The following is a 14,062-nucleotide window of genomic DNA, read 5'->3' on the forward strand; positions in this document are numbered from 1 at the left end:
TTGATACGAAACCCCGCCATCTGACATCGACCGGCGACAGATGTATTTATTGGCGTCGATTGGGCTCCGTAAAGGCGTCCACCCGCCGACGCGACCGCCCCGGGGCGTGCGGCGATCCCCCATCATCGGGAGGAAATGTGTCTACCAGACTCGCAGGAAGGGCTCGTCGTTCGACGCTCGCCCTGCTCACCGGCGCGGCACTGGCAACGCTGCTGTCCGTCACCTCGGCCGGGGCCGCTCCCCTGACCGGCCCGGCGGACAGCCGCGCTGGCGGCGTCGGCACCGCCAGCGCGGTCGACGTGTACATGCAGGACACGCCCGCCGACCTGGGGTTCGAGCCGCACGCGCTCAACCCGCTCTGGCAGAGCTCGGACATCAAGGTCTGCCCCACCGCCGTCGAGTGCGCGACCAGCCAGAACCCGATCGTCGGCCAGCGGAACTACATCTTCATCAAGCTGCGCAACCCCGGCCCGTACGGCGACAGCGTGATGGAGGAGGGCACGATCTGGGTCTACCGGACCACCCCCGGCGGCGGGGCGGCCTGGCCGGGGGCGTGGACCCAGATCGGGGCGATGGCAGTGCCGGTCTACCCGGGCGTCACCTCGGTCACCATCCCGTGGGACGACGTGCCCGGCCCGGGTCACTTCTGCCTGCTGGCGCGCTGGGTCTCCCCCAACGACCCGATGACCTTCGAGGGCCCGGACATCGGCGTCAACACCCGCCACAACAACAACATCGCCTGGCGCAACGTCGACTCGGTGGCGGTGACCGCCGGCGGTCTGGCGCAGATTCGCCCGTTCGCCATCGGCAACACCCTGACCCGGCCGGCGCGCAGCAGTGTCGTCTTCGGCCAGACCGGGGCCCCGTTCCAGGCCGCCGGTGGCCGGCTCGTCGCCGACCTCGGACCGACCCTGTTCGAGCGCTGGGTCAAGGGCGGCAAGGCCGGCAAGGGCGTCCGCGAGGTCGGCCGCAACCAGGTCGAGATCGTCGAGATCGGCCAGGCCAGCCTGGACAACCTGGAACTCAACCCCGGTGAGCGGCTCGTGTTCTCGCTCAACTTCACGGCGACCGTGCCGACGCAGGAGAGGACCGCCGTCAACGTGACCCAGATCGGCCCGGACACCACCGGCGCCGCACGGGCCGACCTCGGCGGCGTCCGGTACGACATCACGGTGGCCCAGCGGGCCAAGTAGTCACCCTGCCGGCGGGTGGGAACGGAGGTCACGGACGGGGCCCGTGACCTCCGTTCCACCTGTCCGGCCGGGCACCGCCCGCCCACGGCCCGCTCAGCGCAGGCTGACCCAGGCGGTCGCCACCGTGAATCCCGAGGTGTGGGCGCAGAGCTGGACCGGGCCGGCGGGCGGCACCCCCATCGAGAAGAAGCCCACCGCGTCGACCGGCACCTCCTCGTACGGGCCGACGGAGGTCTGGGCCACCACCCGGCCACCCCGGGCCGGTGAGACCTGCCCGACGATCCCGGTCGAGGTCACCTCGATCTCGACCACGACCGGACCGCTGCGGAACATCAACGTACGGGTCGATCCGGTGGAGCGGGTGAGGCCGGCCGGCTCCGGGTCGCAGACCGAGTCGAAGGTCAGCTCGGCGAGTTCCAGCTCGGCGTCGATGCTCTGCCAGGCGAACGCGGCCCTGGCCGCGGACAGGAAGTGCTCGGGCACCGGGTCGGCGTCGCGCAGGGCGGCCCGCAACTCGGCCAGCAGGGCCTCGTCAGCGGCTGGCGGCCACGGCTCCATCCCGGTCACCTCCGCTCCCCTCGCCGGCCGGACGCGCCCTCAGCAAGGCAGCGAGAGCCGGACAGTTCCGCAGTTTCTGCAGGCACCGGGCCTGCGTCGGGCCGACGCTGCCCACCGGCATGCCCAGCCGCGCACCGATGTCGCGGTAGCTGACCGGCGGATCGGCCATCAGCAAAGCGAGCAACTCCCGGCAGCGCGGCGGCAACTGAGCGAACGCCTCCCGCAGCGCCTGCTGCCGCTCGGCGCGCAGCAGGCCCTCGTCCGGGGTGACCGGATCCACCAGCAGGCGGGCGCCGACGTGCCCGTCGACCGAGTCGTCGTACGGATCGAACGGCTGGATCCGTCGACCGAGGCGCAGCAGCCGGTAGCACTCACGCCGGGTGGTACTGACCAGCCAGGCGGGCAGGGCGTTCGGCTCCCGAAGCCGCCCCAGGTGCTCCACCGCACGCAGCCAGACGGTCTGGTTCACGTCCGCCGCGTCGACCTGGTCGAGCCCGTGGGACCGGATGACCGACAGCACGAGGGGGGTGTAGCGGCGGACCAACTCGCCCCACGCCGGCTCGTCGCCACCGGAGGCCGCGGCGACCAGCCCCACGGTGCTGCGCTCGCTCATCCGGGCACCGCCCGGGGCGCCGACGCCGATCTCACGCGACGAGTACACCGTAGTCGGGATGCCAGCGGGGGCCGGCGACCAGCGCGGCCTGGGCCGCCTCGGCGCTGAGCCCGGCGCTGGTCATCAGCGCCGCGAGGCGGCCGGCGACGTGACCTGTCGCGAACGAGGTGCCGGCCCAGGCGGCGAAGCCGTCGAAGTACCGCGTCGGCTGGCCCGGCAACTGGAGCCGACCCCTGACGTAGGTGCTGGTCCGATCCCCCAGCGCGCAGGCGTCCACCCATGAACCGTAGCTGCTGTACGGCGCCGGGCTCGGGCCGGTGGGCCCGGCGCTCACCGCGCCCACCGCCAGGACCCGCTCCAGGGCGGCGGGCCAGGCCCGACGGCTGGTGCCGGCGTTGCCCGCCGACGCGACCACAGCCCTGCCGGGCAGCCCGGCCAGCGCGTTGACCAGGGGCAGCGGAGGCTGATCGTCCTGGGTGAAGTAGCCCAGCGAGAGGTTGACGACCGACACCTGCGGATCGAGCCGCCCCAGGGCCGCGACCAGCATCTCCTCGTCGCCGACGCCGGTGGCGTTCAGCGCGGCCTCGGGATCGAAACGTACGCCCGGCGCGGCCTGCCGGACCACTCCGGCGACGAAGGTGCCGTGGCCGCCCTGCAACGCGAGCACGTCGGAGCCCACGTAGACCGCGTCCTCGTCGTCGACCTCGGGAAGATAGCTGCCGGCCAGCCACTGGGGATGGCGGGAGCCGGCCTGGCGCCAGATGCCGGTGTCGCAGATCCCCACCGTCACTCCCGCGCCCTCGCCCGCCCGCGCCGGATCCGGTGCCGGCAGGGCGGCGGCGACCCGGGGCGGCCCTCCGGGATTGCCCATGATGTTGCCGAACCCGAGCAGGGCGTGGTGCGGCTGGACCTGGGGAGGCTGCTGCCCGGGCCACTGCTGCGGGTCGCGGAGCCTGGTCACCACCGCCGGGACGTCGGTCTCGGCGGCGAAGACGAGCCGGGCGACCCCGCCGAAGCCGACGCCCTCGGTGACCGGATGACCGTAGCTGCGCAACCGGCTCACGACCCGCTGCACGTCCGGGTGGGCCACCAGGAGCTGCCGGGGGCGGTAGAGGAACTCCCGGCCCTTGACGGTGTGCCGGCGCAGGTCCGGGTCGGCGGCCAGGGCCTCCAGGAAGACCCGCTGGTAGGTGGCGTCGGGCGACTCGTCGGCGACGGCCGGTCCACCGGCCCCGAGGAGGCCGAGCGGTGCCGCCGCCGCGGCCAGGGTGGACCAGGCCATCACCTGCCGGCGGGACAGCCCGGCAGGCGGACGCGACGCGAGGGAGTCGTCAGACGGCACCGGTCCTCCAGGCGGTCGAAGATGCGTGGTCGGCGACGGGCCAGGCAGCTACGGATGCGCTCTCCGAGGCACCCGACGATTATTTCAAAGGATAGTTGAGTGTCAATTGATCGTCGGCCAGGCGACATGTCCGACACCCGTCAGCGCGATTGACCGGAGAGCGCGACTAGGGAAGTCTTCCCGGCATGGCCGACAGCGCCGTTTCCGGTGCCGTCACGGCCCAGGCCGCACTCGACGCCGTCCAGCGCTACCCCCGCGAGGCGATCGCGATCGGCCGAGAGATCCTCGCCGCCGGTCATCCCGACCCGGACGAGCGCTCCACCGCCGAACGCGCCATCGGGCTCGCCCTGCGGGAACTCAACGACCTGCCGGGCGCCCTGCGGCACCTGCGCCGGGCGGTTCGGGTCGCCGACTCGCCCCGCGTACGGGCACTGGCCCGGATGAGCCTCGGGTACGTCCTGGCCAACGCCGGACACACCGGCGCGGCGCTCCGCGCCGTGACCCTGGCACTTCCCCGACTGACCGGCGCCGACGCCGGCCGGGCCCGCATGCAGCGGGGCGTCGTGCTGCACTACCGGGGCAGGTTCGACGAGGCGGTCCGGGACTACGCCATCGCGGTGGAGATCGCCCAACGCGAGGGCGACCTGCTGCTGGAGGCACGGGCCCGCAACAACCGCGGGCTGCTCAACGCCCACCGGGGCACCGGCCGCAACGCCGACGACGACCTGTCGCGCTCCGCGGCAATCTTCAGCCGCCTCGGCCTCGACCTGGCCGCCGCCGACGCCCGCTGGAACATCGGCATCGCCGCCGGCCAGCGCGGCGACGTCGCCAGCGCGCTACGCAGCTTCGCCGCCGTCGACGACGAGTACCGCCGGCTGTCGGTGCCCCGACCGGCGCTGCTGCTGGACCGGTTCGAGCTGCTGCTCTCGGTGCCGCTGGTCGACGAGGCGGTCGAGGTGGCCACCTCGGCCGTGACGGAGCTGCGCCGGCAGGGCATGGCCTCGGACCTCGCCGAGGCACTGCTGGCCCGGGCCCGGGCGGCCCTGCTCGCCGGCGACCTGGACACCGCAGCGACCGCCGCCGCCTCGGCACGGGCCCGCTTCCGCCGCCAGGGACGCCGCATCTGGGCCGCCTTCGCCCGGCACGTCGAGCTGCGCGCCGAGTTCGCCCGGGGCACCCGGTCGACGGCCCTGCTCACCGCCATGCTGCGCACCGCGGGACAGCTCGACGCCACCGGCTGGCCCTCGCCGGCACTGACCACCCGGATCGAGGCCGCCCGGCTGGCCGAGACATTGGGCCGGCCCGCCCGCGCGGCCGAACTGCTGGCGGTGGCCGCCCGCGCGCACCGCCGCGGCACCGCACCCCACCGCGCCCAGGGCTGGTACGCGCTCGCGCTGCGCCGCCGGCTCGACGGGGACCTGCGGAGCGCGGCCCGGGCCCTGCGCCGGGGACTGGCGGTGCTCGACGGCCACCGGGCTTCCCTGGGCGCCACGGAGCTACGCGCGCACAGCGGGGCGTACGGGCACGAGCTGGCCGCCGAAGGGCTGGACATCGCCATCCGCACCGGCACGCCCGCGCAGGTGCTGGCCTGGGCGGAACGCTGGCGGGCCAACGCCCTGCGGATGCGCGCCGTACAGCCACCGCAGGACCCCGAGCTGGCCACGGCCCTGGCCGAGCTACGGATGGTCAGCACGGCCCTGGAGGACGCGCTGCTGGCCGGCCACCCCGGACACGCGCTGCGGCGCAGCCAGGGCCGACTCGAACAGCGCATCCGGGAACTGGCCCGGGGCGCGGACGGCGGAGCCCGGGGCACAGACGGCGGAGGGCTCGTGGCGCCGCCCACCGTACGCGCCCTCGCCGCCACACTCGGGGACGCCGTGCTGCTGGAACTGGTGGCGCACGGGCCACGGCTGCGGGCGGTGCTGGTCCGCGACGGCCGGACCAGCCTGCACGACCTCGGCCCGCTCGACGAGGCGCTCGATTCCGCCCGCCGACACCGCTTCGGGCTGCGCCGGCTGGTCACCACCGGCGACTCGGCCAGCGCCCGGGCCGGCGTCGAGTTCGCCGCCACCGCGCTGGACCGGCAACTCTTCGACCCCGTACGCCAACTGCTGGACGAGCGTCCACTGGTGATCGTCCCGATCGGCGCGCTGCACGCCGTACCGTGGTCGGGCCTGCCGACCTGCGCCGGCCGGCCGGTGACCGTGGCGCCCTCGGCGACGGTCTGGATGCGCGCCGTCGGCCGGAGCGTCCCGCCCGGCCCGCCGGTGCTGGTGGCCGGGCCCCGGCTGCCCGCCGCCGAGGCGGAGGTACGCCAGCTCGGCGCGGCCCTGCCCGGCGCCCGCCACCTCAGCGGCGCTGCCGCCACCGCCGACGCGGTCACCGACGCGCTGAACGGGACCGGGCTGGCGCACATCGCCGCACACGGCACCTTTCGCGCCGACAACCCGCTCTTCTCCACCCTCGAACTGGCCGACGGACCGTTGACCGCGTACGAGTTGGAGCGGCTGACCCGCCCGCCGGGCTGCGTGGTGCTCTCCGCCTGCGACTCCGGCCTCTCCGGCGTGCGGCCAGGCGACGAGGTGATGGGCTTCACCGCCGTACTGCTGGCGCTGGGCGCCCGCAGCCTGATCGCCGCCGTGCTACCGGTCCCCGCGGACCTGACCACCGCGCTGATGCTGGACCTGCACCGGCGGATGCGCGCCGGCGCGGCACCGGCGGTGGCGCTCGCCGACGCCCGACGCGCGTTCGACGACGGTGGCGGCGCCGCCCATGCCACCGCCGCCGCCTTCGTCTGCTTCGGCGCCGGCTGACCGGCAGGGCGGTCCGCCCGCTGCTCCGCTCCTCGGCACAGGGACCCGCCGCTAGTGTCGGTCGCCGCCCCTGCCACGCTTTCCGATTCCGAAATAGATCATGCAGGGAAGCAGTGCGGTCGAGCCGATGAACAGGCTGGTGTCCAGGGGAAGCTTCCCCGTCACCCACAGGAGCGGCGAGAGCGCCCAGACCAGGAAGCCGACACCGGTGAGAGCCCAGCCGGTCCTGGTCACCACCGTCCGCCTCTCGCGTTCATGCGTCCACCCTCAGCTCGGGGCTCGGGCGCCCTGGCCTCGTCGCCGTACCGCAGCGGGTCGGCGGGGTCCGCGCGTAGCCGCCGACGACCGGCGTCCGATCGGGACCGTGCCGCACCGCCCCTTCGCGACCGTCAGCGGCACCGTACCGCAATCTCGACCCGCATCTGGAGATCAGCGGGCCGGTCCGCGACCCCGGTGGGGTCGGACGTCCGTCGCGGACGGCACGTAGGCTGCGCGCGTGCTCGACGATCTTGACGCTGTGGCCTGGGACGAGCTGTCACATTCCTACGGCAGCGCCCTCGACACACCGGAACTGCTGCGGAAGGCTGGCTCCGAGGACGGCGCGGTCGCCTCGGCGGCGATCTCCGACCTGCACGGGAGCATCTTCCATCAGGGCACGGTCTACCCGGCCACGGTGACCGCGGTGCCGTTCCTCGCGGAGCTCGCCGCCGGGGCCACGAACTGCCGTACCGACCTCGCCTGGATGCTGGGCATGCTGGCCGACGACCGGCACGCCTACGGCGCCGCCTTCACGCGGGTACGGGCGGCGGTCGCCGACCAACGGGAGCGTCTCGTGGCCCTGCTCGACGACGCCGACCCGCAGGTCCGCGAGGCAGCGGCCTACGCCGCGACGAAGGCGGGGGCGGGCGCCGAGCCGTTGTGGCGGCGATGGGCGGTGGAGGACCATCCGGCGGCGCGGGCGGCGCTGGCACTCGCGTTGGGCGAGGTGGACTCCGCCGCCGCGGAAACGGTGCTGGGTGACGCGGCGCTGCACGGTGACCCGCAGGTCAGGGTGGCCGCCGCGGTGGCGTTGCTCCGTGCGCGCCTGGACTGGCCGGCGGGCACGATCCCCGCCCTGGTGGCCGCGATCGACGACGACGCGGGCGTCACCTGGGCCTGGAGTCGCGGAGGTGAGTGGTCGGAGGAGATCGTGGTCGCGCCGTCCGCCCCGGTGGCGGCCGCGGTCGTCGAGCACCTGCTGCGCTCCACCGAGCCGGGAACCCGGACGTCCGGGCTCTGGGCGTTGAGCAGGCGCTGCGATGCCCGGCGCGCGGCGCCGCCGGTGTTCGTACCGCTGGTGGCGCCGTTGCTCGACGACCCGGATCCGAACGTTCGCGACGGGGTCGTCGACGTGCTGCGCCAGGCGGGTGCGGCCGCGGGGCAGTTCGCCGATGTGCTGGCCGAGGTCGCCGGCGGCTTCCCCGACTCCGCCGGAGAACCGGGCTTCACCGTCGAGTACCGGGCGGTCGAGACGTTGCAGCGGCTCGGTGACCCGCGCTGGGTCGAGCCGGTCTGTGCGGCGGCCGCCAGGGGCCACCGATTCCGGTTCACCCCCGGCGCGGTCCGCTGCACACCGGAGGTCCTGGCCGCCGTCCGGGGCCAACTGGTCAGCCATCCGGCGTCCGCCGAGGTGCTGGCGGGGCTGGTCGGGCACTGGGGTACGGACGCCACCGCGCTCGTGCCGGACCTGCTCGCCGCCATGCCGCACGCCGGTCCGCAGGTCGCTGGGGCGCTCCTCATGTCGGGTCACGACGAGCACGCCGCCGTCCCGCACTGGCGGAACCAGGCGGTGCGGACGGGCGACCTGCAAGCGGCCCTGGCCGTCCGGCGGCTGACCGGGGACACCGACGTGGTGCTCGACGCCCTGCGCGCCATCCTGACCGGAGACGCTCGGGTGCCATGGACGTCCATGTCGGACGTCGGTGAGCTCGGCGACGCCCTGGCGCCGCTGCTGCCCGTCGCGACCACGCAGCTGACCGGCAGCGCCGACCGGATCCACCCGCAGCGGGAGCGACAGGTCCTGGCGGCGCGGGTGGTAGCGGCCGTGACCGGACCGGCGGGCGTGCTGCCGACGGTGGAGGCCGTGCTCGTCGCCGGAGACACCCCCGCGCGTCATGCCGCCGATCTCATCGCCGACCTCGCGTCCGCCGCCCCGGCGGCGGTCGCCCATCTGGAACCGCAGCTGCGCGACCGTCTGGGCGACCGCTGGAGCAGGCTGTCCGCCGCCCGAGCCCTCGCCCGGCTCGGCGTACCGACGGCGGAGCTGGCCGAGCCGCTCACCCGCGGAGTCGTCGACTACGGCGGCCGGTTCGCCCTCGCGATCATCCTGGAGCTGCGGGCGGTCGAGACGATCCCCGCCCTGGAGGAACTCCTCGACCGCGACGACCGCTCCGGCGTGGGCAGCTCCGCGGATGACATCGTCTGGGCCGACGAGCTGCTACAGGAACGAATCGAGGACACGCTCGCTCGCCTCCGCGACACGTAGGCCGCATCCTCCCTGACGTCGGGGGAAGGCGGTGGCGGGCGTCCGGGTGACGACGGCGGAGGGCGGGACACGCCCGCCCTCCGTGTCGAACCGCTGCGCCACACGGGTGGAACAACAGGTGCCTGCGGCGGCCCGGCGGGGAAGTCTCCCCCGCCGGGCCGCCGACGGATCAGCTCGCGGTGCAGGTGGGGGTGGCGGTGGGTCCGGTTCCGGTGCCCTGGAAGCCGAACTCGGTGGTCGCCCCGGCGGCCAGTCGGCCGTTGTAGTCGACGTTGCGGAACGTCACGGCACCGCTGGAACCGGTGGCGAGCGCGCTCCACGTGTTGGTGACGGTCGCACCGCCGGGCAGGGTGAGCGCGACCGTCCAGCCGTTGACCGCCGTGTTTCCGGCGGTGACGCGTACGGTGGCGACGAAGCCGCCGTTCCACGAGTTCAGCGAGACCGTCGCGGCGCAGCCACCGGACGGCGGCGGGGTCGAGGGCGGCGGGGTGGTCGGCGGCGCGGTGGTGGGCGGCGGGGTGCTGCCGCCGTTGAGGGCGTTCAGGGTGGCGGTGTACGCCGGCTTCTTGTTGCCGTTCCCGTCGAACAGCAGCGGGGTGCCGCTGGCCCGCCAGGAGTCGGTGTCCCGGATGCCCCACACGGTGATGCCGGTGCACCGGGCCACGGCGAGGCAGTCGTTGACCACGTTGCGGTACGCGGTGGCCTGGCTGTCGCCGGAGCCCTCGATGTCCAGCTCGGTGATCTGCACGTCGACGCCGAGCGCCGCGAAGCTCGACAGCGTGGTGCGGTAGTTGCCCGGGTAGGGCGAGGCGCTGTTGAAGTGCGACTGGAAGCCCACGCAGTCGATCGGCACGCCCCGGGACTTGAAGTCGCGGACCATGTTGTAGACGGCCTGGGTCTTGGCGTGCGACCAGTCGTCGGTGTTGTAGTCGTTGTAGCAGAGCTTCGCGCCAGGATCGGCCGCCCGCGCGGCGCGGAACGCCGCCTCGATCCAGTCGTTGCCGGTGCGCTGCAGGTTCGAGTCGCGCCGGGCCCCGCTGCCGCCGTCGGCGAACGCCTCGTTGACCACGTCCCACGAGTCGATCTTGCCGCGGTAGTAGGTGGCGACCTGGGTGACGTGGTTCAGCATCGCGGAACGCAGGGCGGAGCCGCTCATGTTCTGCATCCAGCCGGGCTGCTGGGAGTGCCAGGCCAGCGTGTGCCCGCGCACCTTCATCCCGTTGGCGCGCGCATGGTTGACGATCCGGTCCGCGTTGCCGAAGGTGAACTGCCCCTGCTGCGGCTCGGTGGCGTCGATCTTCATCTCGTTCTCGGGGGTGACCGAGTTGAACTCCCGGTTGAGGATCCCCACGTACGTGGTGTCGGAGAGCTTGTGGGCGGCCACCGCGGCGCCGAAGTAGCGCCCCTTCTCGGCGGCCGACGCCCCCAGGGTCGTCCCGGCGTTGGCGCTGGACGCCACCGCGACCGTCGCGGCGACGGCGGAGAGACCGACCACGACCGACGCCAGCGCGACGCGTGGCCCCCGGCGGGCGACCGGGCGCCCACCGGCAGGAGTTGGAACGTTGTCCATGGCAGAGCCTTTCGATGAACCGGATGGATGAGGAAGGTCGCCCCGGCAACCGCCCGCCACGGTGCGGTGCCGATGGGGTGGTCGCCCGGAGACCACGCCGACGTCAGCATCCTCGACACCGTGAGTTGATCGAAGCCCTTCCATCGGACCGTATCGGAACATGTCCGGAACCTCAACGCCCGGTTATCGGATTCTTCCGACGGATGCGCGCCCCATCGCCGCCTCGGGCAGGCTCACGCCCTGCCCGCAAGCCGGGCCGACGTCGACGGGAGCACCGGAAGTTTCGGAGGTCAGGATCCGCGACGCAGGACGTCGACCAGAGCGGCCGGGTCGATGGTGGACGGTCGGTCGCTGACCTGCCCGTCACCGAGTTCGACGATCCGCCAGACGCCGTCGGCGCGCAGGGCCAGGTCCACGGTCACGAACGGCAGCCCCAGCGCCGCCACCGAACCGCTCACCGGGCCCGCGTCGAACGCCTCCGGCGGCGTGTCGTGCGGACTGTCGGGATGGGCGCCGACGAGGACGCAGGCGCCGTCGACCCACCACGTGCGGACCTCGGCAGTGGTGAACCGCTCGAACCGGCGCAGCACCAGGCCGCCGACGAGGTCCTCGCCGCGCAGGTCGAGGAAGCGGCTGGCGACCCGCCAGGCGGCATCGCCGTCGTCGAGGTCCGGGATGAACGCCGCCTCGTGCCAGTGGTGCTTCATCGACTTGGTGAAGTCGCGCAGCACCGCCGCCCCGCCGCCGAGCGCACGCCTCGCCCAGTCGAATTCGGCACGCTCGGTGCCGACCGTCCACGCCGAGCGTGGCGTCAGCTCGACCAGGTCCGGGTACCAGCCCGGCAGCTCGTGGGCGCGCCGGTACTGCTCGCCGCTCGTACGCAGGCTGACGCCCCGTCGGGCCAACGCGTCCGCGAAGACGGCGTACTGCTCGCTGCGCAGCATCCAGCCACGGTAGACCGCGACGCCCTCGGCCGTCACCCGCGACACCGCCCGCGACACGTCGTCGCCACGGGCCAACGCGTCGTGGTCGACGACGGCGACCTCGACGCCGGCCTCCCGCGCGGCGCGGGCCTCCGGCGCGAAGTGGGCGTCCGGATGGCGCGGTCGTAGCGGGTCCGAGGCGACGATCAGGAGCACGGTTGCATGCTGCCCCATCGGCGTTGACGACGCGAGCGCCGCTGGGCCGGCGCGGGACCGGCCGGCGGCACTCCGCCCGTCGCGAGGAGGTGAGGGTCCGGCTGGTCGTTGACGCGTAACCGGCCCACGCCGCGCGCAGCAGCGCGACCGCGGCCGACGACACCCCTGACACGGACACACCGGGCTGCGGCCGGCGCGGCTACAGCGTAGGTAGGTCCGGGGGGATCCGGAAGGCGACGTCGGCGGACTCGATCCGGGCGAGGTCCTCGGCGGTGATGCCGTGGCCGGTGAACCGCTGCACCGCGACCAGGCCCATCAGCTGCTTGCCACGGTGGTGGTCGGCGAAGTCGAGGCCCGCGAGCACCTCCGCCACCGGTGGTGGCGCGCCGAGGTCGCCGAAGGGCTCCACCGACAGCAGTACCTCGCCGCGCTCGGCGAACGACAGTCGGGTCAGCGCGTTGACGTTCCAGAACATGCTGGCGGCCCGGCCGCCGGCGGACGCGCGCGTCAGCACGGGCCCCGTCGAGCCCTGCCAGTCGTTGTACTCGACGGCGAGCACGGCGCCGCCGACGTCCAGCACCGCCACCCACGGGTCGCTCGAGCGCCGCCGCATCAGGTCCTCGCGCAGGGCCCGCATCGACTCCGGTCGAGCCGGGTCCGCCCCGAAGGCGCGCAGCACGTCCGGCACGCCTGCCCCGGTCACCACCGTCACCGTCGCGGCCACGCTCAGTGCGCTCTGACGCAGCCACCGGTAGGCGGCTTCGGGCCGTTCGGGCCGCGCCGGCTCCGGCTCGCCGCGCAGCCGGTGGCCGAGCCGGTCCGTACGGGCATGCACGATCTCGGGCGCGGCAGGCGCCTGCCACACCACCATCTCGTAGTGTTCGGCGTCGCGTTCGTCGGTCTCGTCCCGCCCCCGGGCGTGCACCCGCAGCCGGTAGTCGCCCGGCCAGGGCGGGGTGGCCGGCTCCCGGTGCGACTTACCGGCGCGGGGCCCGAGCACCGAGGCGCCGCCGACGGCCGCCTGCCAGCTGACCTCGACGATCTCCTCCCAACCGGTCGCGACGTCCGGTGGCGGCCCGTCCAAGATGCTCAACATGATCCGCACCTGTCCGCTCTCGACACCGGTGCGAATCACCGCACCGCCCGGGACGACCGCGACCAGTCCGTTGCCGCCGAAATCGACCTCCGGGGCACCGGTGCCCTCCAGCAGCGCGAACCGGTGCCCCGACACCAGCGCCGACCCGCTGGAGTGGCGGGGCAGCAGGTACTCCGCCCGGGCCCGGGCGAGCACGGCCGCGGTGTAGCCGGCGGGCATCGGGGCCTGCCGGAGCAGCAGGACGGCGGTGCCGATCGCGACGCCGAGCACGGCCGGCGCCTCGGTGGCCCAGGGCGGGATGCCCACCCGGCGCAGGACGGCGGTGGCGGTGGCCACGGCCAGCGCGAGCTGGGCCGCACCGTGCGCCGCGGCGATGTCCTGCTCGGCGGTGATCCCCGGCTCCACCACCAGATGGGCGGCCACCTGCGGGTGGGTGGCCAGCCGGCGCGCCAGCGCGGCGACCAGCGACGACACGCCGGGCCGGAGCTGCTCCAGCACGGCTGCGCCGTTGATCGCCTCGCTCTGCCCGCCCATGCTGACGATGGAGAACGCGCCGGTGATCGGTGCGCCCAGGAGACCGGCCAGGTCCGGGGTGCCGCCCGCCAGGTCCAGCTCCGCCACGGTCAGTTCCAGCGCGCCGAGCAGGCGTTCGACGAGCAACGGCGGCAGCGACCCGAGAGCGTCCCGCACCGGCGGGTCGTCCGGCCCTGCCCCGGAGCCGGAGCGGAACCGGGGCACCGCCGGGTGCCCGACCGTGGATTCGCGGATCGGCCAGGCGCCCCCCTCGTCGGCTGCCCGCAGCCGGCCGAGCTCGGCCGCCGGTGCCGCCGGAACACGGGCGACGACGAGTGGCAGCGCGGCGGCCACGGGTGCCGCCAACTCCGCCACCACCGCATCAGGAACCTCGATCACGCGCACCCCCGCCGTCCCCCGTACCGGAAGGCACGTTCCTACCATCGACGGCCGACACCGACATCGATCGAGCCGGCAGGGGCACGCCACCCGCGTCGTGCGGTGCGCGGCCCGGCGCGGTCGCTCGACGAGAACCCGCCCTGATCGCGGCGGCGCAGCAGTAGCGCCGGGCGGATCGACAGGGTAGAAACATGCCAACCCTTCTTTCACGTCGTGACAGAAGTCGCGATGGCGAGAGAGCGCTCTCACAAGGCGTCGTCCCCCGCCGCCGCCCTTTGAAGCAGGTTGACGACGACCGCGAG

9 protein-coding genes are annotated in these 14,062 nt (G+C 74.2%); 3 read left to right on the forward strand and 6 right to left on the reverse strand.

The genetic code is table 11. The features are described from left to right. The first annotated feature begins 137 nt into the window (after window positions 1-137). Entirely contained in the window at window positions 138-1,193 is a 1,056-nt protein-coding gene (locus tag ACGFIG_RS15540) for a hypothetical protein (protein WP_393003249.1), read from the forward strand. Between the two features lie 93 nt (window positions 1,194-1,286). On the opposite strand, the gene ACGFIG_RS15545 is transcribed toward ACGFIG_RS15540, so the two are convergent. The 3 genes from ACGFIG_RS15545 to ACGFIG_RS15555 are packed head-to-tail and all read right to left on the reverse strand — an operon-like array spanning window position 1,287 to window position 3,706. Continuing rightward, the gene (locus ACGFIG_RS15545; RefSeq protein WP_393003766.1) at window positions 1,287-1,751 is read right to left on the reverse strand and encodes a hypothetical protein; all 465 of its coding nucleotides are present in this window, start codon (window positions 1,749-1,751) and stop codon (window positions 1,287-1,289) included. Then, the gene (locus tag ACGFIG_RS15550) at window positions 1,726-2,364 is read right to left on the reverse strand and encodes an RNA polymerase sigma factor (RefSeq protein WP_393003251.1); all 639 of its coding nucleotides are present in this window, start codon (window positions 2,362-2,364) and stop codon (window positions 1,726-1,728) included. Before ACGFIG_RS15550 ends, ACGFIG_RS15545 begins: the two co-directional genes overlap by 26 nt. A gap of 31 nt (window positions 2,365-2,395) precedes the next feature. Next, complete coding sequence (locus ACGFIG_RS15555) at window positions 2,396-3,706, reverse strand: S8 family serine peptidase (RefSeq protein WP_393003253.1); 1,311 nt, start codon at window positions 3,704-3,706, stop codon at window positions 2,396-2,398. 185 nt (window positions 3,707-3,891) lie between these two features. Between ACGFIG_RS15555 and ACGFIG_RS15560 the strand changes: the two genes are divergently transcribed. After that, window positions 3,892-6,519 carry a CHAT domain-containing protein gene (locus tag ACGFIG_RS15560; protein WP_393003255.1) on the forward strand — a complete coding sequence of 876 codons (2,628 nt, stop codon included), beginning with the start codon at window positions 3,892-3,894 and terminating at the stop codon, window positions 6,517-6,519. A 496-nt stretch (window positions 6,520-7,015) separates the two neighbouring features. Next, window positions 7,016-9,043 carry a hypothetical protein gene (locus ACGFIG_RS15565; RefSeq protein WP_393003257.1) on the forward strand — a complete coding sequence of 676 codons (2,028 nt, stop codon included), beginning with the start codon at window positions 7,016-7,018 and terminating at the stop codon, window positions 9,041-9,043. A 169-nt stretch (window positions 9,044-9,212) separates the two neighbouring features. Here the strand turns inward: ACGFIG_RS15565 and ACGFIG_RS15570 are convergent, their stop codons facing one another. The 3 genes from ACGFIG_RS15570 to ACGFIG_RS15580 form a co-directional block, all read right to left on the reverse strand. Continuing rightward, window positions 9,213-10,613, reverse strand: a complete 1,401-nt coding sequence (locus ACGFIG_RS15570) for an endo-1,4-beta-xylanase (protein ID WP_393003259.1) — start codon at window positions 10,611-10,613, stop codon at window positions 9,213-9,215. A gap of 290 nt (window positions 10,614-10,903) precedes the next feature. Then, window positions 10,904-11,752, reverse strand: a complete 849-nt coding sequence (locus ACGFIG_RS15575) for an ATP-grasp domain-containing protein (RefSeq protein ID WP_393003261.1) — start codon at window positions 11,750-11,752, stop codon at window positions 10,904-10,906. Window positions 11,753-11,951: 199 nt separating this feature from the next. Then, the gene (locus ACGFIG_RS15580) at window positions 11,952-13,766 is read right to left on the reverse strand and encodes a DUF6461 domain-containing protein (RefSeq protein WP_393003263.1); all 1,815 of its coding nucleotides are present in this window, start codon (window positions 13,764-13,766) and stop codon (window positions 11,952-11,954) included. Window positions 13,767-14,062: the final 296 nt, after the last annotated feature.

It is taken from the genome of Micromonospora sp. NPDC049048, assembly GCF_043197615.1.
GTDB lineage: Bacteria > Actinomycetota > Actinomycetes > Mycobacteriales > Micromonosporaceae > Micromonospora.